The sequence below is a fragment of the Streptomyces tropicalis genome, from assembly GCF_029269835.1.
Classification (GTDB): domain Bacteria; phylum Actinomycetota; class Actinomycetes; order Streptomycetales; family Streptomycetaceae; genus Streptomyces; species Streptomyces tropicalis.
Genome location: NZ_JARJBB010000011.1, coordinates 101734 through 127547 on the forward strand (window position 1 = coordinate 101734; position 25814 = coordinate 127547).

Consider the following 25814-nt stretch of genomic DNA (forward strand, 5'->3'; position numbering starts at 1 on the left):
CCCGGGGCCGCGGCCCCGGCAGCGGGCCCACGGAAACGGTCGGGGGTGGGCGGCGCGGTCGCCCCGCGTCACCCACCCCCGACCGGCCGGGATCAGTAGTGGACGCGGCGGTTCTCCGGGGTCTGCCGGTAGCGGATGGTCCACTGGCTGCGGCGCACGTAGGTCCGCTGCAGCCAGCGGTCGGCGCCGTCGTAGCGGGCGGTGAACGGGGTCCGGGCGTGCAGCCCCTTGCGGTTGTTGATCAGGAGGGCCTCGCCGGGACGCAGATGGACCTGGTGCGCGGTCTCGCGGCAGGCTGCCTGGAGGCGGTCCAGGGCCGCCTCGGCGGCGGTGGTCATGGCGCGCACGCCGTTGGCGGAGGAAGAGATCTCCGGGAACTCCTCGGGACCGCTGATCATGGCGACCGGGTCGGACAGCACCTCGCGCCCCCCGGCCATGTCGCGCACGTAGCTGCCGGGGGCGTTGAGCCGGAACAGCGGGCTGCGCAGGAGCTCCAGGGTGCGGGAGTCGAGGGCGCGGACGATGTCCCGGGCGTCGGCGTAGTGGGTCGCGGCCACGCCGTCGTGGTCCGCGCGCAGGCAGCTCAGGACGAGGAAGTCGGGGTTGCTGACGTCGTAGCGGCCGATGGCGTCGTGGACGATGTCGTTGTGGAAGTTGAGGAACACGGTCGAGCCCTGGTTGGTCTGGCTCATGGCCCCGCCCTCGACGGGGATCACGTCGTGGACGAGCTGCCCGCTCTTCTCGGTGAGAAAGCCGACCGGCTCGCCGAGCAGCCCGGACAGGCCGAGCAGGACGCCCTCGGCGACGAACGTCGGCTTGCCGCCGGCGGGTCCGCCGCCGGACGGGGTGGCGGGGAGCTCCGGGTCCACGGGCAGGTTGCGGACGTAGCCGACGCCGGGGGCGTCGTTGTGGCGGCCGAAGTCGAGGATCCGCTGAAGCGTGTCGACCGGCAGTCCGGCGAAGATCTGGTGGTACCGGGCCATGGCGCGGTCGATGCCGGCCAGGGGATCGGGCTCTGCGGCGAGGGCTTTGCCGATGGAGTCCCGGACGGTGTCGGGGAGTTCGATCACGCCCAGGGTCTGCGGCGTGCGGGTGGGCGCGGCGGCGGGGGTCTCGACGGAGGTCGCGGTCATGGTCGTGTCTCCTTCGGTGTGCGGGTCAGAGGGCTCGGACGACGGTGGCGGGCTCGGGCAGCGCGTCGTGGAGCTTCTGCGCCAGTTCGCGTGCCTGCCCGGGATCGGCGGCGATGTGGGTGGTGACGCGGCTGCCGACGATCTCGGTGACGGGGATGCCCAGTTCACGGGCCGGGGGCAGGCCGTGCTCGCGTTGGAAGCGGTCGATGTCCAGATAGCCGCCGACGACCACGAGGTGCGGGCCGTCCTCCAGCCGGACGGTGTCGATGCCCTCGGTGTGGAAGACGCTGTGGGCCCGGTCGGCCTCGGCCGCGCTCGCGTGGGCGAGCACCGTGGACTTCGTGTTGAGCACGACGCCGGCGGCGGGGCCGCCCTCGGCGCTGATCACCGTGCCGCTGCTGAACGGGGCCCGGTTCAGGCGGCACACCAGCCTGATGCCGTGCTGCTTGGCCGTCCGCACCGACCTGCGGTGCAGCACCTTCGCCCCGTGGAGCGACAGCAGGGCGGCCGTGTCGTACGTCATCGCCGGCAGCAGCCGGGCGCCCTCGACGGCGTTCGGATCCGCGCTGTAGACGCCGTCGACGTCCGAGTGGATCTCACAGGTCCCGGCACCGAGGGCGGCGGCGACCAGGACGGCCGACAGGTCGGAGCTGTTCTTGCCGAGCCAGGTCGGGCGGCCGTGACGGTCCGCGGCCTGCCCGCCGGGCACGACGACGACCTGGTGGTCCGTCAGCGCCTCGCGCAGCGGGGCCGGATCCAGCCTCTCCGTCTTGGCCCACATGAAGGTGCTGTCGGTGACCAGTCCCTGCTGGTGACCGGCCAGCACGGTGGCCCCGATCCCGGCCCGGTGCAGCGCGGCGGCCAGGAGGTGGGCGCTGACGGTGTCCGCGAGCGTCAGCAGGCCGGCGGTGGTGGAGTCCTCGGGCTGGGGAGCGACCTGGTGCAGCAGGCCGCGCAGCTTCTCGGTCTCGCCCGGCATGGCGCTGACCACGACGGCCATGGGCCGCTGCTCCTCGCGGATCCGGTCCCGCAGAGCCGCTGCGAGACCGGTGTAGGCGCTCGCGGTGGGGAAGCTGGAGCCGCCGAACTTCAGGACGACGGGGGTCCCGGTCCCGGTCCCGGTCACAGCGCACCTCGCCGGGTGAGCTCCTCGGCGATCTGCAGGGCGTTGAGCGCGGCACCGATGCGCACGTTGTCGGCGACGATCCACAGCCAGAAGCCGCGCGGGTTGTGGGCGGCGACGCGGACCCGTCCGACGTGGACCCGGTTGGGGTCGCCCGCGGTACGCGGCGTGGGGAAGGCGCCCACGGTGTCCAGGTCGTGCACGGTGACCTCGTCCTGCCCGGCCAGCAACCGGACCAGTTCGCCGCGGTCGACCGGTTCGTGGCACTCGATCCAGGCGGCCTCGGAGTGGCTGTTGGCGACCGGGACGCGGACGCAGGTGGTGGTGACGTCCAGGTGCGGCAGTTCGAGGATCTTGCGGGACTCCTGGAGCATCTTCTGCTCCTCGAAGGTGAAGCCGTCGTCGAGGAGGCGATCGATGCTCGGTATCACGTCGAAGGCGAGGGACGGGCTGAAGGTGCCGGTCACCCCGGCGCTGTCGGGGTCGTCGAGGACGCTTCGGGCGCCGGCACGCAGTTCCTCGACACCGGAGTAGCCCGCGCCGGAGGCCGCCTGGTAGGTGCTGACCACGACCTGGCGGATGCCCCAGCGCTCCTGGACGGGGCGGAGCAGCCGGACCAGCGGGATGGTGGAGCAGTTGGGGTTGGCGACGACGCCGCTCTCCGGGCGGGTGCCGAGGACGTGGGCGTTGACCTGGGGCACGACGAGCGGGGTGCCGGGGTCCATCCGGAAGGCGCTGGTGTTGTCGATGACCAGGGCACCCTGGGCGACGGCCTTGGGGACGAAGGTCCGGCTCACGCCGGCGCCCGCGGAGAAGAAGGCGATGTCGACGCCGGCGAAGTCGAAGCCGTCCACGTCCTGCACCCGGCAGGAGTGGCCCTCGACGGTCACCTCGCGTCCGGCCGAGCGGGCGGAGGCGACCAGGTCGAGGCCGCGGTAGCGGAAGCCGCGCTCCTCGATGAGCCGCAGGAGGGTGGTACCGACCACTCCGGTGGCGCCGACCAGGGCGATGTGCGGTGCGGTGGGATCGGTGACGCGGGGCATGGCGAGGGATTTCCTCTCGGCGGTGGAACGTGGGAGGGGGCTCGGGGGTCGTGCGGCTCAGACCGCGGTGCGCTTGCGGGGCGCGGCGGCGGGCTCAACCGGGGTGACCGGCGCGGCGGTCGCGGCCCGGGCGGTGGCGGCGCTGCGCAGGCGGGGGCGCCAGCCGAGGTTGATGCCGAGGGACGCCGCGAGGATGAGGGGGATGCCCAGCGCCTGGGTCCAGGTGACGTGGTGCCCGTAGACGGCCCAGTCGCAGACCATGGCGGCGGCCGGGTAGACGAAGGCCAGAACGGCGATCTTCGGGGTGGGCAGCTTCTGGTACGCGGAGTACATCAGCACGTACATGATCCCGGTGTGGATGAAGCCGAGGCCCACCAGCCATCCCCAGCCACTGCCGAGGTGCGCGCTCTGGCCGAGCCGGGTGAAGGGGAGCAGCAGCGGGATGCCGAGCAGGACCTGCACCAGGGCGACCAGGTGCGGCTTCACGCCCGTCACGCGCTTGGTGATGATCGTCGACAGGCCGTAGAACAGGGCGGCCAGCAGGGCGTATCCGAGGCCGGTCAGGTAGGCGCCGCCGGCCGAGAAGTCGGAGGCGGAGACGCCGGCCACCAGGATCAGCCCGAGGAAGGCGACGAGCAGCCATCCCGCCTTGTGGGCGGTGATGCGGTCCTTGAACAGCAGGGCGCCGAGCAGTACCACGAAGAACGGCTGGGTGTGGTAGACGACGGTCGCCACCGAGATGGAGGTCTTGCTGTAGGACTCGAACAGGAACGCCCAGTTGAAGACGATAAAGACGCCGCCGAGCGCGGCCAGGCCGAGCTTCTTCGGGGTGAAGCCGTGGTTCTTGAAGAAGCCCCGGATCAGGCAGTACAGGCCGAGGAACGCGGCGCCGAACACGCACCGGTAGAAGACCACGTTGAAGGGCGAGGCTCCGGACTGGACGACGAAGACGCCGATCGTGCCGGACAGCAGCATGGCCGCCGTCAGTTCGACCGCGCCGCGCCTCTCCTGTTGCGCCGTCATTTCTGATGTGCTCATGTCATACTCCTGGTCTGGGGGGAATGCCGTGTCCCGCTGTCCGGGGCGGAGGAGGGATGCGGCAGGGCCGGACGACGGCCCGACGGGGTTTTCTCCGGGGCTGTGAGCGCCGCGAGAAGCTCACGTCTCGACGCTACGAGCTCGGGTGGTGCCGGGTCCACGGACCGCTGCGGAACGAAATCGATGCGCCCATCAAGGCTGTCGATGGCGCCCCGCGGCGCACGGCGGTGGCGTCAGTGCAGGGGCAGCGGGTAGTGCAGGCCGCCGTCGCCGGCCAGGGCGTTCGGGCCCCGGCTCACGTGCAGGCCGGAGGCCGCTCCCAGGTTGCGTTCGTAGACATCGCCGTAGGTGCCGACGGCGTCCAGGACGCGGTGGGCCCAGTCCGCGCCGAGCCCGAGCGCAGGGCCGTGCCGGCCGGCCGCACCGGCGGCGTCGCGCGCGCCCTGCCGGGACCCCGACTCCTTTTCGGCATGCTCGGCCGCGACGAGGAACTGGAGCACCCACCGGCACACCCGGAACCAGGCCGGGTCGTCCTCGCGGACGGCGAGCGCCATCGGCTCCCGGGAGATGGCGGCCTCCAGCACGGTGTGCTCACCCGGACGGGCCAGTCCGGCACGCGCCCCGGCCAGCGCGATACGGTCCAGCACGTAGGCCGCGCAGGTCCCGTCCGCATAACCGGCCAGCGCCTCGTCCGGGGTGGCATGAGCGACGGCGTCCACCCGTAGCCCGCGGGCGCCGAACCAGGCCGCGAGGTTGCCCGCGGTGGTGGTCCCCTCCTGGGTCGCGACCCGCATTCCGGCCAGCTGCTCCGGGCGCGTGATGCCGTCCGCCGCACGGACCAGGAAGCCCTCACCGTCGTAGCAGGTGACGCCTGCGAACAGCACGGGATGCCCGGCCTCCCGCCCGCACGTCCACGACAGGTTGCAGGTGACCAGGTCCGCGCCGCCCGAGACCAGCCGGTCCAGCCGGTCGGCCGGATCCGTGGGCAGCCAGTCGACCGCGTCACCGTCCCCGAGCACCGCTGCGGCCACCGCGCGGGCGACGTCCGCGTCCAGCCCGTGCCACACGCCGTTCCCGTCCCGCAGGGACAGCCCCCTGATGCCCTGGCTGACCACGGCCCGTACCCGGCCGCGCTCCCGCACGGCCTCCAGGACCGCCTCTCCCTCACGCACCACGGTGGTCACAGCATCCCCCTCGCCGCCGCGCCGACCAGCTCCTCGCGGTCGAAGCGGCGTTCGTTGTAGCCCAGCATGTCGATCAGTGAACGTGCGGTCACCGGCCCGCGGCCGTGTGCGCCCGAGGCCGCCACGGGCATGGCGCCCGGGTCGGACCAGCGCAGGATGCCCGCCGGATCGATGGCGGCCCGGGACCGGTTGGCGTTGTCCTGGTGCAGGCAGTACGGCACGTCCAGGAGTCCGTGGGCGAAGGCGTTGACCAGAGCGGAACCCACGTCGTCGCCGAATTCCAGCGTTGCCTTGACGAGTTGCAGTGCCTCGTCGTGGATCCCGGTCTGCCGAATCGTTTCCCCTGTCGGTCCGTGGAGCCGTTCGTCCGCCTCCACCGCGACCGCGAACTCCAGGGCGTCGACGTTCTCCTCGATGGTCGGAATACGGTGCGCCTCCACCGCGGTCTTCACGATGAGCCGCTCGGTGCCGCTGCGCACGGCGAGACGGACGCTGTCCTCCAGCATCCGGAAGGCGCCCACGGACGTCCGCGGGAACACCCCCATGTACGTGTAGACCACGACGTGCCAGTCGACGTCCCCGAGCCACTGCGCGGCGAGCCGGCGCAGCGCGGCGAGTGCCTCCAGGTCCTGCTCCGGGCTGGTCTGCTGCGCATAGCTCACCGAGATGCTCCGCACCCCGTGCTCGCGGAAGAACATCCCCTCCAGGATGCTGAGGGCGATCAGCAGACTCGGCGGACACAGCTGACCGAGCATGCAGCCGCCGAAGCTCTCCAGGTGCACGGTCCGCGGCTGGTCCGCCAGGATGCGGCAGCACTCCGCCCAGGCGGCCGTCGCCCGCGGAAGCGGGACCCGGCTGTAGGGGAGGCAGTACGACACGGGGCCGCCCTCGGTGGCGTCGGCGCCGGTCCGGGCGAGGGCCGCGAACAACTCCCCCGGCAGGGCCGAGCCGTGCCGGAACTGGACCGGGAAGTCGTCACCGGCGACGCCCCGGAGCAACCTGCGCGTCTCCTCCTCGCCGTGCGCCACCACCGGGTAGCCGTTGAGGTCGTCACCGCGCTCCAGGGCCCGCCGGGCGGAGTCGTGGTCGTTGACCCGGGTGTAGCTGTCGACGGTGACCGTGCCCACGGACGCCCCGCGCACGGCACGCACCGCCTCCAGCCCCTGCCGCATGGTCCTCGTGTCGGCGAACCCCATCCTCGGCTGCACCACCAGGCGGCCCTGCTCGTGCTTGCGCCGTACGAAGCGGGAGAAGCGCCCCCGCGCAGGCCCGACGGGAGACGGAGCGGCCTGGGCCGCACCGGTGTGCGCCGGGACGGCCCGGGCCGGGAGCACCGGCCCCGGAGCCGCGGGCCGAAGGGACGCACCCATGGCGCTGCTGTTCACCTCAGACCCCCTCCCCGACGAGGGCGAGTTCACGGGTGGACATGGTTTCCAAGCCACCGAGGAAAGCGTCGAATTCGGCCAGCCCCGCCTCGGACTCGAAAGCGGCGTCGAATCCCGCCGCCACGAGTTCGGCACCGAACCGGGCGTTCCCGGACCCTCGGATACCGAGTTTTCCGCCGATGACGACACGCATTCCGGCCAGCACCGGATCGGCGCGCAGCTTCTCGATGAGCCGGAGTCCGTCAAGATGGCCGTGTCCGTTGACCGTGCTCACCACGAGGGCGTCGGGGCGATGTCTGCGGCACTCGGCCAGGATCACCTCGTCCGGGACGCATGCCCCGAGATTGACCACATGCCCGCCCCGTTCCTCCAGCAGCAACTGCAGGAAAACGAGATTCCACATGTGGGCGTCGGAAGACACACTGGTGACGACGAAACGCCGTTCAGGTGCCAAGGATATGTCGTCCATTGTTCCCGTCCGCAGGTCGAAGAAGCTGACGGACTGAAACTACGAGCCCAGTCGTTGCCCGGTCCACCAATCACTGCGGAACGAAATCGATGCCCCGATCAAAGCTGTCGATCGTGGGCGACGACAAAAAGGCCCCGGCCGGAAGGTACGCATCCTTCCGGCCGGGGCCCCCACCGCCTCGGCCGAGGCGGCGCCGCGTCACTCCACCGTGACCGACTTCGCCAGGTTCCGCGGCTGGTCCACCTCGTTGCCGCGGGCCGTGGCGAGTTCGCAGGCGAAGACCTGGAGGGGGACCGTGGCGACCAGGGGCTGGAGCAGCGTCGGGGTCACGGGGATGCGGACGAGGTGGTCGGCGTACGGGACGACCGCCTCGTCGCCCTCCTCCGCGATGACGATGGTGCGGGCACCCCGGGCCCGGATCTCCTGGATGTTGGACACGATCTTGTCGTGGAGCAGCGAGCGGCCGCGCGGCGAGGGGACCACCACGACGACCGGCAGGTCCTCCTCGATCAGGGCGATCGGCCCGTGCTTCAACTCGCCCGCCGCGAAGCCCTCGGCGTGCATGTACGCCAGCTCCTTGAGCTTGAGCGCGCCCTCCAGGGCGACCGGGTAGCCCACGTGCCGGCCGAGGAAGAGCACGGTGTTCTTGTCGGCGAGGGAGCGGGCCAGGGACCGTACCGGCTCCATGGTCCGCAGGACCTGCTCGACCGCGCCGGAGATCCGGGACAGGTCCCGGATGACGTCCTGGATCTCGTCGCCCCACTTGGTGCCGCGGACCTGGCCGAGGTACAGCGCCACCAGGTAGCAGGCCACCAGCTGGGTCAGGAACGCCTTGGTGGAGGCGACCGCGACCTCCGGCCCGGCGTGCGTGTAGAGCACGGCGTCCGACTCGCGCGGGATGGTGGAGCCGTTGGTGTTGCAGATGGCGAGTACCTTCGCGCCCTGTTCGCGGGCGTGCCGCAACGCCATCAGGGTGTCCATCGTCTCGCCGGACTGGGAGATGGCCACGACCAGCGTCTGCTGGTCGAGGATCGGGTCCCGGTAGCGGAACTCGCTGGCCAGCTCGACCTCGCACGGGATGCGGGTCCAGTGCTCGATGGCGTACTTGGCGATCATCCCGGCGTGGAAGGCCGTGCCGCAGGCCACGATGACGACCTTGTCGATCTCACGCAACTCGGGCGCGGAGATGCGGACCTCGTCGAGCGTCAGGCTGCCGGCCGCGTCGATCCGGCCCAGCAGGGTGTCGGCGACCGCCTTGGGCTGCTCGGCGATCTCCTTGAGCATGAAGTAGTCGTAGCCGCCCTTCTCGGCGGCCTCCGCGTCCCAGTCGACGTTGTAGGAGCGCACCTCGGCGGGCCGGCCGTCGAAGCCGGTCACCGTCACGCCGTCCCGGCGCAGCTCCACCACCTGGTCCTGGCCGAGCTCGATCGCCGAGCGGGTGTGCGCGATGAACGCGGCGACGTCCGAGGCGAGGAAGGACTCGCCCTCGCCGACGCCCACCACCAGCGGCGAGTTGCGCCGGGCGCCGACGACCACGTCCGGCTCGTCCGCGTGCACCGCGACGAGTGTGAACGCGCCCTCCAGACGGCGGCACACCAGCCGCATCGACTCCGCCAGGTCCGCGCACGCGGAGAACTCCTCGGCGAGCAGGTGGGCGACGACCTCGGTGTCCGTCTCGGAGGCCAGTGCGTGGCCGCGCTCGGCCAACTCGGCGCGCAGCGCGGCGAAGTTCTCGATGATGCCGTTGTGCACGACGGCGACCCGCCCGGCGTTGTCCAGGTGCGGATGCGCGTTCTCGTCCGTCGGCCCGCCGTGCGTGGCCCAGCGGGTGTGCCCGATGCCCGTCGTGCCGGTCGGCAGCGGCCCGTCGACGAGCGCCTTCTCCAGGTTGACCAGCTTCCCGGCCTTCTTCGCCGCCGCCAGCCCGCCGTCCGCGAGCACGGCGACACCGGCCGAGTCGTAACCCCGGTACTCCAGCCGCTTCAGCCCGGCCATCACGACCTCGAGCGCCGACTGCGACCCCACGTATCCCACGATTCCGCACATGGGCCGCAGCCTACGGGCCGGGCGCCGCGCGATCACCGCACTCCGTGCCCGGATTCGGAAATTCCCGCCGGGTTGCGCACCGCGTCCGGAGCCGGTCCGGGCCCCGACCGGGACCGACCGGACCTGCACCGCGGGCGGCAACCGGCCCCCGGCGTGACGGACCCCACCCTGCACCGCGTTCGAACTCCGTTAACAATGGACTGTGATCTCTCCGGTCTCCTCGATTCCCCGGAGCGCCCACCGGTCCCGGCCGGAGGCGACTCCCTACGTCGACCTCACCCGTGCCGAGTGGAGCGCCCTGCGCGACAAGACGCCGCTGCCGCTCTCCGCCGAGGAGGTCGAGCAGCTGCGCGGTCTGGGCGACGTCATCGACCTCGACGAGGTGCGGGACATCTACCTGCCGCTGTCCCGGCTGCTCAATCTCTACGTCGGCGCCACGGACGGACTGCGCGGCGCGCTGAACACCTTCCTCGGCGAGCAGGGCTCCCAGTCCGGCACCCCGTTCGTCATAGGCGTCGCCGGCTCCGTCGCCGTCGGCAAGTCCACCGTGGCCCGGCTGCTGCGGGCGCTGCTCTCCCGCTGGCCCGAGCACCCGCGCGTGGAACTGGTCACCACCGACGGATTCCTGCTGCCCACGCGGGAGTTGGAGTCCCGCGGCCTGATGTCGCGCAAGGGCTTCCCGGAGTCCTACGACCGCCGCGCGCTGACCCGCTTCGTCGCCGACATCAAGGCCGGCAAGGACGAGGTGACGGCCCCCGTCTACTCCCACCTCATCTACGACATCGTGCCCGGCGAGAAGCTCACCGTGCGCCGCCCGGACATCCTCATCGTCGAGGGCCTCAACGTCCTCCAGCCCGCGCTGCCCGGCAAGGACGGCCGCACCCGGGTCGGACTCGCCGACTACTTCGACTTCAGCGTCTACGTGGACGCCCGCGCCGAGGACATCGAGCGCTGGTACCTCAACCGCTTCCGCAAGCTGCGCGCCACGGCCTTCCAGGACCCGTCGTCCTACTTCCGCCGCTACACCCAGGTCTCGGAGGAGGAGGCCCTCGACTACGCCCGCACCATGTGGCGGACGATCAACAAGCCGAACCTCGTCGAGAACATCGCCCCCACCCGCGGCCGCGCCGCCCTCGTGGTGCGCAAGGGCCCGGACCACAAGGTGCAGCGGCTGAGCCTGCGGAAACTGTAGGAGGCACGCCGCGGCGGCCTGTTAGAAAGGCGTCATGCTGCATCTGCGTCTGATCACCCCCACCGACCGCACCGACGAGGCCGTCCGCATGATCGAGCGGACGGTCGGCACCACGCACCTCGTCGTGCTGCCCGGAGCCGCCCGCAATCCGGCCGGCGACGTGGTGATGTGCGACGTGGCACGCGAGGCCGGGGACGAGCTGCTCACCCGGCTGCAGGGGATGGACCTCGACCGGACCGGCGCGATCACCGTGGAGGACATCGACCTGACGCTGTCCCGGCGCGCCGACAAGGCGGAGGCGGAGGCCCCCGGCGAGCCGGCGGACGCGGTGCTGTGGGAGCACCTGGTCGAGGAGACCCACGAGGAGTCGACGCTGTCGGTGACCTACGTCGCCTTCATCACGCTCGCCACCATGATCGCGGCCTGCGGTGTGGTCCTGGACAACGCGGTGCTGATCGTGGGTGCGATGGCGGTCGGGCCGGAGTTCGGGCCGCTGGCCGGGATCAGCACCTCGCTGGTGCAGCGGGCGCCCCGGCTCGCCCTGCGCTCACTGACCGCGCTGCTGGTCGGCTTCGCCGCGGCGATGGCGCTGACCGTCGGCTTCAGCCTGCTGATGGACGCGGCCGGGCTGTTCACCCAGGCCAAGCTGGAGGGCCAGCGCCCCAACACGAACTTCGTCTACGCGCCGGACTGGTTCTCGTTCGTGGTGGCGCTGCTGGCCGGAGCGGCGGGCACCCTCTCACTGACCTCGGCCAAGTCCGGCGCGCTGGTCGGCGTGGCGATCTCCGTGACCACCGTCCCGGCCGCCGCCAACGCCGCCGTCGCCCTCTCCTACGGCGACACCCGGCAGACCCTCGGCTCGACCGAGCAGCTCCTGCTGAACCTGCTGGGCATCGTGGTGGCCGGCACGCTCACGCTGCTCGCCCAGAAGGCGTTCTGGGCCGGGCAGCGCGAGCGGGCCAGGCAACTCGGTTAGGGCGTGTCCGCAAGGTCGCGTCGTTCGCCCGCAGGACGGGCGTCGCGGCGTCCGGTGCGTGCTCTCGGCGTGCCGGCCGGAAGTCCTCGTACGGGGCGTACTCGGGCTTGCGGGCGGTGCGGCGAGAGTGCGTGCCGGGCGTCGCGACGCAGACGGGACGTTGCGGTCAGGCCCTAAGGGCTGTCCCGCGATCCCCGGTGGATCAACGCACGGCGTCAGATGCGGTGCGTCGCAAGGCGGAGGGTCGTCCCCGTACTGGGCGTATTCGGGCGATCCGACAACGCTGCGAGGTGCCGTAGCCGCCGTCGTGCGCCCGCCGGGGATTGCGGGACAGCCCTTAGCCCAGCGCCGACTTCACCGCGTCGGCCAGGCGGCCGGCCACCGACCGGGCCTGGTCGATGTCGGCGGCCTCGACCATGACCCGCACCAGCGGCTCGGTGCCGGACGGACGCAGCAGCACCCGCCCGGTCTCCCCCAGCTCGCGCTCCGCCTCGGCGACCGCGGAGGCCAGCTCGGCGGACGTCTTCACCCGGGACTTGTCCACGTCGGGCACGTTGACCAGGACCTGCGGCAGCCGCTCCATGACGCCGACCAGATCCCGCAGCGGACGGCCGGTCTGGGCGACCCGCGCCGCCAGCATCAGACCGGTCAGCGTGCCGTCGCCGGTGGTGGCGTGGTCGAGGATGATGACGTGGCCGGACTGCTCGCCGCCGAGGGCGAAGCCGTTCTGCTTCATCTCCTCCAGGACGTAGCGGTCGCCGACCGCGGTCTGCACGAGGTGGATGCCCTCGCGCTCCATGGCCAGCTTGAAGCCCAGGTTCGACATCACGGTCGCGACGACGGTGTCGGAGCGCAGCGCGCCCCGCTCCCGCATCGCCAGCGCGAGCACGGCGAGGATCTGGTCGCCGTCGATCTCCGCGCCGGTGTGGTCGACGGCCAGGCAGCGGTCCGCGTCGCCGTCGTGCGCGATGCCGAGGTCGGCGCCGTGCGCCACGACCGCGGCCCTGATCTTGTCCAGGTGGGTGGAGCCGCAGCCGTCGTTGATGTTGAGGCCGTCCGGCTCGGCGCCGATCGTGACGATCTCGGCACCGGCCCGCGCGAACGCCTCCGGCGAGACCCGGGAGGCCGCCCCGTGCGCCTCGTCCAGGACGATCTTCAGCCCGTCCAGGCGGTTGGGGAGCACGGCGATGAGGTGGGCGACGTACTGGTCGAAGCCCTCGTCGTACTCACGGACCCGGCCGACGCCCGCCCCGGTGGGGCGCTCCCAGGGGGCACCGGTGCGGTGCTCCTCGTGGACGGACTCGATCCGGTCCTCCAGCTCGTCGGCGAGCTTGTGACCGCCGCGGGCGAAGAACTTGATCCCGTTGTCGGGCATGGCGTTGTGGCTGGCCGACAGCATCACACCGAGGTCGGCGCCGAGCGCGCCGGTGAGGTACGCGACCGCGGGAGTCGGCAGCACACCGACCCGCAGCACGTTCACGCCCGCGCTGGCCAGGCCGGCGACCACGGCGGCCTCCAGGAACTCCCCGGACGCGCGCGGGTCCCGACCGACCACCGCCGTCGGCCGGTGGCCTTCGAAGGTGCCCGCCTCGGCGAGTACGTGCGCCGCGGCGACGGAGAGGCCGAGCGCCATCTCGGCCGTCAGGTCCGCATTGGCGACGCCGCGCACGCCGTCCGTGCCGAAGAGTCGTCCCACTTGTCCTCCTGAGGAAGCGTCCGTTCGAAGAGCCGTGCCGATGTGTTCAGCGCGCGTTCACTGGGTTTGATGCACCGGACCCGCCTGCGGCTCCGCATTCCGGGCTCTTCGAAAGCCCGTCCATCCGATCGCATCAACCGTTGAGCGTCCTGTGCCGTTATACGCCCACGTCTGTGATAAACGAACGCCCCGGCGGCACAGTGGCGTGCCGCCGGGGCGTTCGGAGTACGAGCAGGCGACGATCAGCGCTTGCTGTACTGCGGGGCCTTGCGGGCCTTCTTGAGACCGGCCTTCTTGCGCTCGACCGCACGGTCGTCGCGCTTGAGGAAGCCGGCCTTCTTCAGCGCGCCGCGGTTGTTGTCCACGTCGGCCTCGTTCAGCGCGCGGGCGACACCGAGACGGAGCGCACCGGCCTGACCGGAGACGCCGCCACCCGCGATGCGGGCGATGACGTCGTAACGGCCCTCGAGCTCGAGCACCTTGAAGGGCTCGTTGACTTCCTGCTGGTGCACCTTGTTCGGGAAGTAGTCCTCGAGGGTGCGGCCGTTGATCTTCCACTTGCCGGTGCCCGGGACGATCCGGACACGGGCGATGGCGTTCTTGCGGCGGCCCAGGCCGGCGGCCGGCTGGGGCTCGCCGAAGCGGGAGGCCATGGACTCCGAGGTGTACTCGCCCTCGACGGGGACCTCGGACTCGGTGGTGTAGCTGTCGATGTCGATCTCTTCGAGCGGCTGCTCGGCAGTGGTCTCGGCCACGATGCTCCTCAGATTCTCTTCAGTCTTAGGGGGTGGCCGGACTTACTGCGCGACCTGGGTGATCTCGAACGGCACCGGCTGCTGGGCAGCGTGCGGGTGCTGGTCGCCCGAGTAGACCTTCAGCTTGGAGAGCATCTGACGGCCCAGGGTGTTCTTGGGGAGCATGCCCTTGACGGCCTTCTCGACGGCCTTCTCGGGGTTCTTCGCGAGCAGCTCGTCGTAGCGGACGGAGCGCAGACCACCCGGGTAGCCGGAGTGGCGGTACGCCATCTTCTGGGTCCGCTTGTTGCCGGAGAGGTGCACCTTGTCGGCGTTGATGATGATGACGAAGTCACCAGCGTCGACGTGCGGCGCGTAGATCGGCTTGTGCTTGCCCCGCAGAAGGGTGGCGGCGGTGGTGGCGAGACGGCCCAGGACAACGTCCTGAGCGTCGATGACGTGCCACTGGCGCGTCACATCGCCGGGCTTGGGGCTGTACGTACGCACGGTTCGTAGCCTTCGCTTCTTCAGTGAGTGGTCCTGACAAGGTCACCGAAGACGATCACGACAGCCCTGACCGCACTGCGGTGACGCATACCGCGCGCTGGTCGCTGGTCATCGGCCCGGTGGACCGGTGTAAGGGCCGGTTCCGTGAGAAGAGCCAAGCCAATACACAACGAAGAGGCAGAATACCCGCAGCGCCACGGCCGGGTCAAAACGGTGGGCGCGATCGCCGGTCCTGCATCGTCCGGACCCAGTGTACGGGCCCGGCCGCCCGGGCCCGGCCCACCGGACGTACGGGTATGTGACGGCCTGCACCAAAGGCTCCGCGAAGGGTCTCCGCGCCCACACCGGCCGCCCCCGGCCCCCGTCTAAGATGCGCCCCATGAGTTATGGGCAGGGGGGCTCGCAGTCCCAGTGGGATCCCTGGAAACCGAATTCCCAGCAGCCGTGGAGCGGCGGCGACGGACCGTCCCCGGACTGGGCCGCGCTGGCGGAGGCGTCCGAGACACGCAACAGACGGCGCCGGCTGCTGTTCATCGGCGGCGGAGCACTCGCCACCGTCGCCGTCGGCACGGCCGTCGCCATGGCCGTGGTCTCGGCGAACGGCACGAACGGCCGGCCGGGCTCCCAGCTGCCCGCCTCGGCGCCCCTGCCGAGCGACTCGGCCGCCGCCCCCTCCTTCGCGCCCACCAGCGCCCCGCCGCCGCTGGACCCCAAGGACTTCATATCCAGCGCCGGGAAGGACACGGCGCCGCTCAGCCCGGAGACCCTCTTCCCGGGCACCCAGCTGACCATGGGCGAGAGCGTGTACAAGAAGGGGCCCACGGCCGACGTCAAGAACTGCGCCGCGGCCGCGCAGGGCACGCTGCCACAGGTCCTGACCTCGGGCGGCTGCACCCGGCTGATGCGCGTCACCTACGTCAAGGACGGCATCGCGGTGACCGTCGGTGTCGCCGTCTTCGACACCGAGGCACAGGCCACGAAGGCCAAGGGCCGGGCCGACCGGAAGAGCATCGTCAAGCCGCTGTCCGGCAAGGGCGTGAAGCCCTTCTGCACCGGCGCCGTCTGCCGCTCCACGACGAACGCCTACGGCCGCTACGCCTACTTCACCCTTTCCGGCTTCACCAGCGGCAAGAACGTCACGGCCAAGGACACCAAGGTCTTCCGGACCGGCGACGACCTGGCCGAGTTCGCGTTCCGGCAGATCCGCCGGCGCGGCGAGGCGCAGGCCTCCGCGGCGGCCTCCCAGTAGCCGCCCCGCGGCGCCCGCCCCCCACCGGGCGCCGCACCCCCGACGGGACCGTTCAGCAGCACCCCGCCGCCGGCAGCGTCCGCCGGTTGCGGGCCTCCCTGCTCCGCGCCGCCAGCAGCTCGTCGGCCGGATAGCCGACCTCCTCCAGCGTCAGCCCGTGCGGCCGGACCACGTGCACGGCGGAGTCCCGCACCCCGGCGCCCAGCACCCGCCCCGGCCAGTCGGCCGGCCGGTGCCCGTCGCCGACGAACAGCAGCGCCCCGATGAGGGAGCGGACCATGTTGTGGCAGAAGGCGTCGGCGCGGACGGTGGCGGTGATCACGCCGTCCTCCCCGCGCACCAGGCTCAGCTCCTGGAGGGTGCGGATGGTGGTCGCGCCCTCGCGCCGCTTGCAGTAGGCGGCGAAGTCGTGCTCGCCCAGCAGGCGCCGCGCGGCCTCGTTCATGGCGTCGACGTCGAGCGGCCAGTCGTGCCACAGGACGTGGCCGCGCAGCAGCGGGTCGACACCGCCGGGGTGGTCGGTGACGCGGTAGGCGTAGCGGCGCCAGATCGCGGAGAACCGCGCGTTGAAGCCGGCCGGGGCCTCGCCGAGGGACCAGACGCGGACGTCCTTCGGCAGCCGCCCCGCGAGCCGCTTCAGCAGCTTCTCCCGGTGCTCGGCCCACAGCCCGGCCGGCAGGTCGACGTGCGCGACCTGCCCGCGCGCGTGCACCCCGGCGTCCGTGCGCCCGGCCACGGTCAGCTCGTACGTCGTCTCCCCGGACCGGGTCACCGTCCGCAGGGCGTCCTCGATCTCACCCTGCACGGTCCGCCTCCCGCCGGCCTGCTTGGCCCACCCGTGGAAGGCCGTGCCGTCGTAGGAGAGGTCGAGACGGATCCGGACGTACCCGGGCTGTGCTTCGTCGCTCACTGTCGAAAATCCTCCTGGTGCCGTGGCAGGCCATGTCCGCCCGCTGAGGAGCGGCGTCCGGTGCGTGCGCTCGCTGCGCCGGGGCGGAAGTCCTCGTACGGGGCGTACTCGGGCTGCCGGCCGGTGCGGAGAGCGTGCGTGCCGGGCGTCGCGACGGGGCGAACGTTGTCTGCCACGGCACTGGGTACGCGAAAGCGGGCCCGCCCCTCAGGACGGGCCCGCTCGGCGCGAGGTCGGCCTCAGGCGTCCTTGGACTCCTCGGCAGGGGCCTCGGTGCCCTCGGCCTGCGTGGCCTCGGACTCCTTCACGGCGCGCTTGGTCGCCGCCTCGGCCTCGCCGACCGCCTTCTGCTGCACCGTCAGGGCCTCGACCAGCTCGATGACGGCCATGGGCGCGTTGTCGCCACGGCGGTTACCGATCTTGGTGATGCGGGTGTAGCCACCCGGACGGTTCTCGTAGCGCGGGCCGATCTCGGTGAAGAGCGTGTGGACGATGCTCTTGTCCGTGATCACCTGCAGCACCTGGCGGCGGTTGTGAAGGTCGCCCTTCTTCGCCTTGGTGACAAGACGCTCCGCGTACGGGCGCAGGCGGCGGGCCTTCGCCTCGGTGGTGGTGATACGGCCGTGCTCGAAGAGCGACTTCGCGAGGTTCGCGAGGAGCAGCTTCTCGTGCGCGGCGCTGCCGCCCAGACGGGCACCCTTGGTGGGCTTCGGCATGGTGTTTCTCCTAGGTGTCTGCCGCGGCCGTGTCAGGTACCGCGGTCAGTATCCGAGCGGGCGGTCGCCCGTCGGAGATCCGGGAGCAGCCCCGAGGGGCGCTCCCGGAAGGGGCGCGGGGAGCTGCACGATTAGGCACAGCGCACCCGCACCCGGGATCGGAGTGTCGGTCCCGAGCTCAGTACTGCTCGGTCTCGACGAACCCGGCGTCCGCGTCGTCGTCGGTGCCGAAGGCGTCGGCGGCGGCGGTCGGGTCGAATCCGGGCGGGCTGTCCTTCAGGGCCAGGCCCATGCCGGCCAGCTTCGCCTTGACCTCGTCGATCGACTTCGCACCGAAGTTGCGGATGTCGAGCAGGTCGGCCTCGGAGCGGGCGACGAGCTCACCCACGGAGTGGATGCCCTCGCGCTTGAGGCAGTTGTAGGAGCGGACCGTGAGCTCCAGCTCCTCGATCGGCAGGGCCAGGTCGGCGGCCAGGGCGGCGTCCGTCGGGGACGGGCCCATGTCGATGCCCTCGGCGTCGATGTTCAGCTCACGGGCGAGACCGAACAGCTCGACCAGGGTCTTGCCCGCCGACGCCATGGCGTCACGGGGACGCATGGCCTGCTTCGTCTCGACGTCGACGATCAGCTTGTCGAAGTCGGTGCGCTGCTCGACACGGGTGGCCTCGACCTTGTACGTGACCTTCAGCACCGGGCTGTAGATCGAGTCGACCGGGATCCGGCCGATCTCCTGGCCCACCTGCTTGTTCTGCACGGCGGAGACGTAGCCGCGACCGCGCTCGACGGTCAGCTCCATCTCCAGCTTGCCCTTGCCGTTGAGCGTGGCCAGGACCAGGTCGGGGTTGTGGACCTCGACACCGGCCGGGGGCGCGATGTCGGCGGCGGTGACCAGACCCGGGCCCTGCTTGCGCAGGTACATCACGACCGGCTCGTCGTGCTCCGAGGAGACGACCAGCTGCTTGATGTTGAGGATCAGGTCGGTGACGTCCTCCTTGACGCCCGGCACGGTGGTGAACTCGTGCAGGACACCGTCGATGCGGATGCTGGTGACGGCAGCGCCGGGGATCGACGACAGGAGGGTGCGGCGGAGGGAGTTGCCGAGGGTGTAGCCGAAGCCCGGCTCCAGCGGCTCGATCACGAACCGGGAGCGGAACTCGTCGACGACCTCTTCGGTCAACGAGGGACGCTGAGCGATCAGCATGTGTGGATCAGATCCTTCTTTCGTGGACGCCCGCTATTTGACGTCCGACGGTGTCCGCGCCCGTGAGGAACGCGGCTACTGCAAGGGTACGGGCGGCACGGCCCCTTCACGGTGCCGTGCCGCCCGAACCCGAAGCCGTACGAAGCGGCCGTGCGTCAGACGCGGCGGCGCTTCGGCGGACGGCAGCCGTTGTGCGGGGTCGGCGTGACGTCCTGGATGGAGCCGACCTCGAGGCCCGTGGCCTGGAGGGAGCGGATCGCGGTCTCACGACCGGAACCCGGGCCCTTCACGAAGACGTCCACCTTGCGCATGCCGTGCTCCTGCGCGCGGCGGGCTGCCGACTCGGCGGCCATCTGCGCGGCGAAGGGGGTCGACTTGCGCGAGCCCTTGAAGCCGACGTGGCCGGCGGAGGCCCAGGAGATCACGTTGCCGGACGGGTCCGTGATCGAGACGATCGTGTTGTTGAACGTGCTCTTGATGTGCGCGTGGCCGTGAGCGACGTTCTTCTTTTCCTTGCGGCGCACCTTCTTGGCAGCGCCCTGACGACCCTTGGGGGGCATCTCTTAACTCCTACGGGAGGTGGTCGGTCCTACAGCGAAGACCGTGGACAGTCCGCTGCGGACTACTTCTTGCCCGGCTTCTTCTTGCCGGCGATGGCGCGACGCGGGCCCTTGCGGGTGCGGGCGTTGGTGCTGGTGCGCTGACCGCGGACGGGCAGACCGCGGCGGTGACGGAGACCCTGGTAGCAGCCGATCTCCACCTTGCGGCGGATGTCGGCCTGGATCTCACGACGGAGGTCACCCTCGGTCTTGATGTTGCTGTCGACGTACTCGCGGATCGCGACGAGCTGCTCTTCGCTCAGGTCGCGGACGCGGGTGTTCGGGTCGATGCCGGTCTCGGCCAGCGTCTGCTGCGAGAGGGTCCGGCCGATGCCGAACACGTAGGTGAGGGCGACCTCCACACGCTTTTCGCGCGGGATGTCAACACCGGAAACGCGTGCCATTCAATGGCTCCAGTTGATCCTCGGAGGTCTTCCGCAGATACCGGATCCCAGCCGCCGTACGAGGTACGAACTGGGTCCCCGGCCTCCGAACCGGGGGTGTCGGAGCCAGACGGCTCCGGGCTCTGCGTATGAACATGTTCGCGTCGCGCGAAGTTCTGCGGGATGCAGAGGGTGCGGTCGTGCGTCAGCCCTGGCGCTGCTTGTGGCGCGGGTTGTCGCAGATGACCATGACCCGGCCGTGACGGCGGATCACCCTGCACTTGTCGCAGATCTTCTTGACGCTCGGCTTGACCTTCATGGGATGTGAGGTTCTCCGGGTCAGTGCCACCACCCCGCGGGAGCGGGATGCGCACCCCGCGGAAGCGGGATGCGGGCAAGATCTACTTGTAGCGGTAGACGATCCGGCCACGCGTCAGGTCGTACGGAGACAGCTCCACCACGACCCGGTCGTCAGGGAGGATGCGGATGTAGTGCATGCGCATCTTGCCGCTGATGTGTGCCAGGACCTGGTGGCCGTTCTGGAGCTCGACCTTGAACATGGCGTTCGGCAGAGACTCGACGACAGTGCCCTCGATCTCGATGGCACCTTGCTTCTTGGCCACGCTTCGCCCTTCGAATCGACTACCTTGATCGACTCCGTACGAGCGCATGCGGACATGCGGGTGCACGAGAGCCGACGAGTCAGTCTACGTCAGCGCACCCGGAAAGACGAATCGGTGAAGTCTGCCCCGTAGCGGAGGTCATCATGCGGGGCGCGGCGGGCCGCGGTGCGGCTCGGGCCGGCACGGCGGCTCAGGCCAGCGGATCGGGCGCCGCGGTGATGCCGTACTCCGCGAGCTTGGCCCGGCCGCAGTCGGGGGCGGTCAGCACCAGCGGGCCCTGCTCGGTGAGGGCGACGGAGTGCTCCCAGTGGGAGGACCAGGTGCCGTCGGTGGTCACCACGGTCCAGTCGTCCTCGAGCACCTCGGTGCGCGGGGTGCCCAGCGAGACCATGGGCTCGATGGCCAGGCAGAAACCGGGGACCAGCTTGGGGCCCTTGCCGCGGCGCCGCTCGACGTAGTTCAGCAGATGCGGGTCCATGTGCATCTCGGTGCCGATGCCGTGGCCGCCGTAGTCCTCGATGATCCCGTACTTGCCGCCGCCCGGCTTGGGCTGGCGCCGGATGTACGTCTCGATCGCGCGGGAGATGTCGACCAGCCGGTTGCCCGCCTTCATGGCCGCGATGCCGGCCCACATCGACTCCTCGGTCACCCGGGACAGCTCCACCAGCTCCGGAGCGTGACCGGAGCCCACGAAGGCGGTGTAGGCGGCGTCGCCGTGCCAGCCGTCGACGATGGCGCCGCAGTCGATGGAGATGACGTCGCCGTCCTTCAGGACGACCTCGTCGGAGGGGATGCCGTGGACCACGACCTCGTTCACCGAGGTGCAGATCGTCGCGGGGAAGCCGCCGTAGCCGAGGAAGTTCGGCTTGGCGTTGTGCTCGGCGAGCACCTTCCGGGCCACCTCGTCCAGGTCCTTGGTGGTCGCCCCGGGCACGGCCGCCTCACGGGTGGCCGCGTGGATCGCGGCGACGACCAGCCCCGCCGCGCGCATCGTGGCGATCTGCTCGGGGGTCTTGATCTGCACCATGGGAGCTACGGCCTTTCTCGGACCGGGAGGTCTGTGAACATCTTCAACGATAAGGGGGACGCCGACGGCGCCACCCCACAGCGCAGCCGCGGCCCTCGGAAGGAACCGCGGCTGCAACCGACGGAGACTACTGGGTGGCGTCCTCGCGCTTGAGCGCCTCCAGCGCCCGGCGCGTGATCTCGTCCACCGGGCCGAGCGAGGAGATCGTGACGACCAGGCCCTGGGCCTTGTAGTAGTCGATGATCGGCTCGGTCTGCGTGTGGTAGACCTCCAGGCGCGTGCGGACCGTGTCCTCGGAGTCGTCGTCGCGCTGGTAGAGCTCGCCGCCGCAGGTGTCGCAGACACCCGCCTGCTTCGGCGCGCTGTACGACTCGTGGAAGACGTGGCTGGAGTCGTTGCGGCAGATGCGCCGGCCGGCGATCCGCTTGACGACCTCCTCCTCGGGGACCTCCAGGTCGAGGACCGCGTCCAGCTTGATGTCCTCGGACTTCAGCAGGGCGTCCAGGGCCTCGGCCTGCTGGACGTTGCGCGGGAAGCCGTCGAGCAGGAAGCCGTCGACCGCGTCGGGCTGCTCCATGCGGTCCTTGGCCATCGCGATGGTGACCTCGTCCGGAACCAGGTTGCCGGCGTCCATGTAGGACTTCGCGAGCTTGCCCAGGTCCGTCTGCCGGCTGATGTTGGCGCGGAACAGGTCGCCCGTGGAGATGTGCGGGATGCGCAGTTTCTCGGCCAGGCGCGTCGCCTGTGTTCCCTTACCTGCACCAGGCGGCCCGACGAGGACGATTCGCATCAGCGGAGGAACCCTTCGTAATTGCGCTGCTGGAGCTGGCTCTCGATCTGCTTCACCGTCTCGAGACCGACACCCACGATGATCAGGATGCTGGTCCCGCCGAACGGGAAGTTCTGGCTTGCCCCGAAGCCAACCAACGCCATTGTCGGGACGAGAGCGATCAGACCCAGGTACAGCGAACCCGGCCAGGTGATCCGGTTGAGCACGTAGCTCAGGTACTCAGCGGTCGGCCGGCCGGCCCGGATGCCCGGGATGAAGCCACCATACTTCTTCATGTTGTCGGCGACTTCCTCGGGGTTGAAGGAGATCGCCACGTAGAAGAACGCGAAGAACACGATCAGGAGGAAGTACGCGGTGATGTAGACCGGGTGGTCGCCCTTGGTCAGGTTGCTCTGGACCCACGTCTTCCAGGAGGAGTTGCCCCCGGAGAACTGGGCGATCAGGCTCGGGATGTAGAGCAGCGACGAAGCGAAGATCACAGGGATCACGCCCGCCTGGTTGACCTTCAGCGGGATGTACGTCGAGGTGCCGCCGTAGGACTTGCGGCCGATCATGCGCTTCGCGTACTGCACGGGGATGCGGCGCTGGGCCTGCTCGACGAAGACGACCAGGCCGACCATGACGAGGCCCACCAGGATCACGGTGGAGAACTCGATCCAGCCGCCGGCCAGCTTGCCCTGGACCTTGATCGCCCACAGGGCGCTCGGGAAGGTCGCGGCGATCGAGATGAACATCAGGATCGACATGCCGTTGCCGATACCGCGGTCGGTGATCAGCTCGCCGAGCCACATGACGACGCAGGTGCCCGCCGTCATCACGATGACCATCGTGATCGTGGTGAAGATCGACTGGTCCGGCACGATCTGGGACGCCACGGGACAGCCCGAGAAGAGGGCGCCGCTGCGGGCGGTGGCCACCAGGCCCGTGCCCTGCAGGACCGCCAGGGCGATGGTCAGGTAGCGCGTGTACTGCGTGATCTTCGCCGTGCCGGCCTGGCCCTCCTTCTTCAGGGCCTCCAGACGCGGGATGACCACGGTCAGCAGCTGCAGGATGATGCTCGCCGTGATGTACGGCATGATGCCGAGCGCGAAGACCGTGATCTGGAGCAGCGCGCCGCCGCTGAACATGTTGATCAGGCTGAACAGGCCGCGGTTCGAGTTGGCCACGTTCATGCACGTCTGGACGTTCTTGTAGTCGATGCCCGGGATCGGGATGTGGGTACCGACCCGGTACACCACGATGATGCCGAGCGTGAAGAGCAGCTTGTTGCGCAGGTCGGGCGTCTTGAACGCCCGGGCGAACGCGGTGAGCACGGTGCCTCCTGCGACCCCCGCGCAACTGCGTCAAGGGTGGTGGTCTTGAGGTTCCAACAGAGAACTACGACTTAACAACGGCCGACTGCCGTTACGGGTGCCCCTCGCGCGGCATCCGGTGGAAGTGGACAGTGCTGGCCACCTTACCGGCGAGACCGCCCCCCTTGGAACGACCAACCGGGGATACCCCATTTATTGGGTATCCCCGGTTGGGATCGTTCAGGTCATCGAGACGCCCGAAAGGGTCAGACGAGCTCGGTGACGGTACCGCCGGCGGCGGTGATCTTCTCCTTGGCGGAGCCGGAGACGGCGTCGACCGTCACCTGCAGCGCCACGGAGAGCTCGCCCTGACCGAGGACCTTGACCAGGCTGTTCTTGCGAACGGCGCCCTTGGCCACCAGGTCCTCGACCGTGACCTCGCCACCCTGCGGGTAGAGCGCGGCCAGCTTGTCGAGGTTCACGACCTGGAACTCGGTCTTGAACGGGTTCTTGAAGCCCTTCAGCTTCGGGAGACGCATGTGGAGGGGCATCTGGCCACCCTCGAAGCGCTCCGGAACCTGGTAGCGGGCCTTCGTGCCCTTGGTACCACGACCGGCCGTCTTACCCTTCGACGCCTCACCACGACCGACACGGGTCTTGGCGGTCTTGGCGCCCGGGGCGGGACGGAGGTTGTGGATCTTGAGCGGGTTCTGCTCCGCCATGATCAGTCGACCTCCTCGACCGTCACGAGGTGGCGGACATGGCGCACCATGCCGCGGAACTCGGGGCGGTCCTCCTTGACGACCACGTCACCGAGGCGCTTGAGGCCCAGGCTCCGCAGGGTGTCACGGTGGTTCTGCTTGCTGCCGATGTAGGACTTGACCTGCGTAATCTTGAGCTGCGCCATGATTACGCACCCGCCCCGGCACGCGCACGGAGCAGGGCCGCGGGAGCGACGTCCTCGAGCGGCAGACCACGGCGGGCCGCGATCTCCTCGGGACGCTGCAGGCCCTTCAGGGCCTCCACGGTGGCGTGCACGATGTTGATGGCGTTGTCGGAGCCGAGCGACTTCGACAGCACGTCGTGGATACCGGCGCACTCGAGCACGGCGCGCACCGGACCACCGGCGATCACACCGGTACCCGGGGACGCGGGCTTGAGCAGCACGACGCCGGCAGCCTTCTCACCCTGGATCGGGTGCGGGATGGTGCCCTGGATGCGGGGGACCTTGAAGAAGTGCTTCTTGGCCTCCTCAACACCCTTGGCGATGGCGGCCGGCACCTCCTTGGCCTTGCCGTATCCGACACCCACGGTGCCGTCACCGTCGCCCACCACGACCAGCGCGGTGAAGCTGAAGCGACGACCACCCTTCACAACCTTGGCGACGCGGTTGATCGCGACAACGCGCTCAACGTACGCGGTCTTCTCGGCGGCAGCTGCGCCGCCGTCACGGCCCTTCCGGTCCCGCCGCTCGCCGCCACCGGCACCGCCACCGCGGCGCTGGGGTCCAGCCATTGGAATTACCTCTCTCTGTCTCCGCTAGCTACGGAACCGACTCAGAACTTGAGTCCGGCTTCGCGGGCGGCGTCCGCCAGGGCGGCGATGCGCCCGGCGTACTGGTTACCACCACGGTCGAACACGACGGCCTCGACTCCGGCGGCCTTGGCGCGCTCGGCGACCAGGGCGCCGACCTGCTTGGCCTGCGCGGACTTGTCGCCCTCGCCACCGCGGACGGAACTGTCCAGGGTGGACGCCGACGCCAGGGTGTGGCCCTTGAGGTCGTCGATCACCTGCGCCACGATGTGGCGGTTGGAGCGGGTCACGACCAGACGGGGGCGCTCCGCCGTACCGGCGATCCGCTTGCGGATCCGGATGTGGCGGCGCTTGATCGCGGCGCGCTTGTAGGCGTCGCCCTTCAGGATCTTCTGCCCGTATGCCATGGCTTACTTACCCGCCTTTCCGACCTTGCGGCGGATGACTTCGCCCTCGTACTTGACGCCCTTGGCCTTGTACGGGTCGGGCTTGCGCAGCTTGCGGATGTTGGCCGCAACCTCGCCGACCTTCTGCTTGTCGATGCCCTCGACCTGGAAGCGGGTCGGGGTCTCCACCTTGAAGGTGATGCCCTCGGGCGCCTCGACGGTGATCGGGTGGCTGTAACCGAGAGCGAACTCGAGGTTCGAACCCTTGGCGGTCACGCGGTAACCGACACCGCTGATCTCGAGCTTCTTCACGTAACCCTGGGTCACGCCGGTGATCATGTTCGCCACCAGCGTGCGGGACAGGCCGTGGAGGGCCTTGTTCTGACGCTCGTCGTTGGGGCGGGTGACGTTCAGAACGCCGTCCTCACCCTTGGCGATGTCGATCGGAGCCACGACCGTGTGGGTCAGCGAGCCCTTGGGCCCCTTGACCGAGATCGTGCGGCCGTCGATGGTGACGTCCACGCCGGCGGGAACCGCGATGGGGAGCTTGCCGATGCGCGACATAGCTGTTTCCTCCGT

The 25814-nt window shown here is 70.1% G+C and carries 29 protein-coding genes; 3 read left to right on the forward strand and 26 right to left on the reverse strand.

Annotated features, from left to right (window positions below; genetic code table 11):
- Nucleotides 1–92: 92 nt before the first annotated feature.
- The 8 genes from P3H78_RS21400 to glmS form a co-directional block, all read right to left on the reverse strand.
- Nucleotides 93–1133 carry a TauD/TfdA family dioxygenase gene (locus P3H78_RS21400; RefSeq protein WP_276110706.1) on the reverse strand — a complete coding sequence of 347 codons (1041 nt, stop codon included), beginning with the start codon at nucleotides 1131–1133 and terminating at the stop codon, nucleotides 93–95.
- A 25-nt stretch (nucleotides 1134–1158) separates the two neighbouring features.
- Entirely contained in the window at nucleotides 1159–2259 is a 1101-nt protein-coding gene (locus P3H78_RS21405) for an amino acid kinase family protein (protein WP_276110707.1), read from the reverse strand.
- Nucleotides 2256–3299: an aspartate-semialdehyde dehydrogenase gene (locus tag P3H78_RS21410; protein ID WP_276110708.1), complete on the reverse strand. Its 1044-nt coding sequence runs from the start codon at nucleotides 3297–3299 to the stop codon at nucleotides 2256–2258. Before P3H78_RS21410 ends, P3H78_RS21405 begins: the two co-directional genes overlap by 4 nt.
- Before the next feature lie 57 nt (nucleotides 3300–3356).
- Nucleotides 3357–4337, reverse strand: a complete 981-nt coding sequence (locus P3H78_RS21415) for a DMT family transporter (protein WP_276110709.1) — start codon at nucleotides 4335–4337, stop codon at nucleotides 3357–3359.
- A 233-nt stretch (nucleotides 4338–4570) separates the two neighbouring features.
- Nucleotides 4571–5521, reverse strand: a complete 951-nt coding sequence (locus P3H78_RS21420; RefSeq protein ID WP_276110710.1) for a transporter substrate-binding domain-containing protein — start codon at nucleotides 5519–5521, stop codon at nucleotides 4571–4573.
- Nucleotides 5518–6906 carry a methylaspartate mutase gene (locus tag P3H78_RS21425; protein WP_276110712.1) on the reverse strand — a complete coding sequence of 463 codons (1389 nt, stop codon included), beginning with the start codon at nucleotides 6904–6906 and terminating at the stop codon, nucleotides 5518–5520. Before P3H78_RS21425 ends, P3H78_RS21420 begins: the two co-directional genes overlap by 4 nt.
- A gap of 1 nt (nucleotide 6907) precedes the next feature.
- A complete protein-coding gene (locus P3H78_RS21430; protein WP_276110713.1) occupies nucleotides 6908–7375 on the reverse strand; it encodes a cobalamin B12-binding domain-containing protein in 468 nt (155 codons plus the stop codon).
- Between the two features lie 198 nt (nucleotides 7376–7573).
- Nucleotides 7574–9421 (reverse strand): glutamine--fructose-6-phosphate transaminase (isomerizing), encoded by a 1848-nt coding sequence (gene glmS / locus P3H78_RS21435; RefSeq protein WP_276110714.1) that lies wholly within the window; start codon nucleotides 9419–9421, stop codon nucleotides 7574–7576.
- Between the two features lie 202 nt (nucleotides 9422–9623).
- Between glmS and coaA the strand changes: the two genes are divergently transcribed.
- Nucleotides 9624–10613, forward strand: coding sequence for a type I pantothenate kinase (coaA, locus tag P3H78_RS21440; protein WP_276110715.1), 990 nt, complete (start codon nucleotides 9624–9626; stop codon nucleotides 10611–10613).
- A gap of 34 nt (nucleotides 10614–10647) precedes the next feature.
- Complete coding sequence (locus P3H78_RS21445) at nucleotides 10648–11589, forward strand: DUF389 domain-containing protein (RefSeq protein WP_276110716.1); 942 nt, start codon at nucleotides 10648–10650, stop codon at nucleotides 11587–11589.
- A 337-nt stretch (nucleotides 11590–11926) separates the two neighbouring features.
- Here the strand turns inward: P3H78_RS21445 and glmM are convergent, their stop codons facing one another.
- The 3 genes from glmM to rplM form a co-directional block, all read right to left on the reverse strand.
- Nucleotides 11927–13285, reverse strand: coding sequence for a phosphoglucosamine mutase (glmM, locus tag P3H78_RS21450; protein WP_276110717.1), 1359 nt, complete (start codon nucleotides 13283–13285; stop codon nucleotides 11927–11929).
- A 242-nt stretch (nucleotides 13286–13527) separates the two neighbouring features.
- Complete coding sequence (rpsI, locus tag P3H78_RS21455) at nucleotides 13528–14040, reverse strand: 30S ribosomal protein S9 (protein ID WP_276110718.1); 513 nt, start codon at nucleotides 14038–14040, stop codon at nucleotides 13528–13530.
- A 42-nt stretch (nucleotides 14041–14082) separates the two neighbouring features.
- Complete coding sequence (gene rplM, locus P3H78_RS21460; protein WP_276110719.1) at nucleotides 14083–14526, reverse strand: 50S ribosomal protein L13; 444 nt, start codon at nucleotides 14524–14526, stop codon at nucleotides 14083–14085.
- Nucleotides 14527–14905: 379 nt separating this feature from the next.
- Between rplM and P3H78_RS21465 the strand changes: the two genes are divergently transcribed.
- Nucleotides 14906–15775, forward strand: a complete 870-nt coding sequence (locus tag P3H78_RS21465) for a hypothetical protein (protein WP_276110720.1) — start codon at nucleotides 14906–14908, stop codon at nucleotides 15773–15775.
- Nucleotides 15776–15827: 52 nt separating this feature from the next.
- Here P3H78_RS21465 and truA read toward each other — a convergent pair whose 3' ends face one another.
- The 15 genes from truA to rplF all read right to left on the reverse strand — a co-directional run bounded on the left by truA (nucleotide 15828) and on the right by rplF (nucleotide 25799).
- Nucleotides 15828–16685 (reverse strand): tRNA pseudouridine(38-40) synthase TruA, encoded by an 858-nt coding sequence (gene truA, locus P3H78_RS21470; RefSeq protein WP_276110721.1) that lies wholly within the window; start codon nucleotides 16683–16685, stop codon nucleotides 15828–15830.
- Between the two features lie 239 nt (nucleotides 16686–16924).
- Nucleotides 16925–17401 carry a 50S ribosomal protein L17 gene (rplQ, locus tag P3H78_RS21475; RefSeq protein WP_276110722.1) on the reverse strand — a complete coding sequence of 159 codons (477 nt, stop codon included), beginning with the start codon at nucleotides 17399–17401 and terminating at the stop codon, nucleotides 16925–16927.
- A 178-nt stretch (nucleotides 17402–17579) separates the two neighbouring features.
- Entirely contained in the window at nucleotides 17580–18602 is a 1023-nt protein-coding gene (locus tag P3H78_RS21480; protein ID WP_276110723.1) for a DNA-directed RNA polymerase subunit alpha, read from the reverse strand.
- A 155-nt stretch (nucleotides 18603–18757) separates the two neighbouring features.
- Complete coding sequence (gene rpsK / locus P3H78_RS21485; protein WP_003956432.1) at nucleotides 18758–19162, reverse strand: 30S ribosomal protein S11; 405 nt, start codon at nucleotides 19160–19162, stop codon at nucleotides 18758–18760.
- 62 nt (nucleotides 19163–19224) lie between these two features.
- Nucleotides 19225–19605 (reverse strand): 30S ribosomal protein S13, encoded by a 381-nt coding sequence (gene rpsM, locus P3H78_RS21490; RefSeq protein ID WP_093477045.1) that lies wholly within the window; start codon nucleotides 19603–19605, stop codon nucleotides 19225–19227.
- Nucleotides 19606–19789: 184 nt separating this feature from the next.
- Nucleotides 19790–19903 carry a 50S ribosomal protein L36 gene (rpmJ, locus tag P3H78_RS21495; RefSeq protein WP_003974245.1) on the reverse strand — a complete coding sequence of 38 codons (114 nt, stop codon included), beginning with the start codon at nucleotides 19901–19903 and terminating at the stop codon, nucleotides 19790–19792.
- Nucleotides 19904–19985: 82 nt separating this feature from the next.
- Nucleotides 19986–20207 (reverse strand): translation initiation factor IF-1, encoded by a 222-nt coding sequence (gene infA, locus P3H78_RS21500; RefSeq protein ID WP_003948620.1) that lies wholly within the window; start codon nucleotides 20205–20207, stop codon nucleotides 19986–19988.
- 190 nt (nucleotides 20208–20397) lie between these two features.
- A complete protein-coding gene (map, locus tag P3H78_RS21505; protein ID WP_276110724.1) occupies nucleotides 20398–21234 on the reverse strand; it encodes a type I methionyl aminopeptidase in 837 nt (278 codons plus the stop codon).
- 127 nt (nucleotides 21235–21361) lie between these two features.
- On the reverse strand, nucleotides 21362–22024 hold the full coding sequence (locus P3H78_RS21510; protein ID WP_276110725.1) for an adenylate kinase: 663 nt from the start codon (nucleotides 22022–22024) through the stop codon (nucleotides 21362–21364).
- On the reverse strand, nucleotides 22024–23337 hold the full coding sequence (gene secY / locus P3H78_RS21515; RefSeq protein WP_276110726.1) for a preprotein translocase subunit SecY: 1314 nt from the start codon (nucleotides 23335–23337) through the stop codon (nucleotides 22024–22026). The genes P3H78_RS21510 and secY overlap by 1 nt, the downstream gene beginning before the upstream one ends.
- Nucleotides 23338–23582: 245 nt before the next feature.
- Nucleotides 23583–24038, reverse strand: a complete 456-nt coding sequence (rplO, locus tag P3H78_RS21520; RefSeq protein WP_276110727.1) for a 50S ribosomal protein L15 — start codon at nucleotides 24036–24038, stop codon at nucleotides 23583–23585.
- 2 nt (nucleotides 24039–24040) lie between these two features.
- Nucleotides 24041–24223, reverse strand: a complete 183-nt coding sequence (rpmD, locus tag P3H78_RS21525) for a 50S ribosomal protein L30 (protein ID WP_276110728.1) — start codon at nucleotides 24221–24223, stop codon at nucleotides 24041–24043.
- A gap of 2 nt (nucleotides 24224–24225) precedes the next feature.
- Nucleotides 24226–24831, reverse strand: coding sequence for a 30S ribosomal protein S5 (gene rpsE / locus P3H78_RS21530; RefSeq protein ID WP_009190144.1), 606 nt, complete (start codon nucleotides 24829–24831; stop codon nucleotides 24226–24228).
- 41 nt (nucleotides 24832–24872) lie between these two features.
- Nucleotides 24873–25256 carry a 50S ribosomal protein L18 gene (rplR, locus tag P3H78_RS21535; RefSeq protein ID WP_276110729.1) on the reverse strand — a complete coding sequence of 128 codons (384 nt, stop codon included), beginning with the start codon at nucleotides 25254–25256 and terminating at the stop codon, nucleotides 24873–24875.
- Nucleotides 25257–25259: 3 nt separating this feature from the next.
- Complete coding sequence (rplF, locus tag P3H78_RS21540) at nucleotides 25260–25799, reverse strand: 50S ribosomal protein L6 (RefSeq protein ID WP_276110730.1); 540 nt, start codon at nucleotides 25797–25799, stop codon at nucleotides 25260–25262.
- Nucleotides 25800–25814 lie beyond the last annotated feature (15 nt).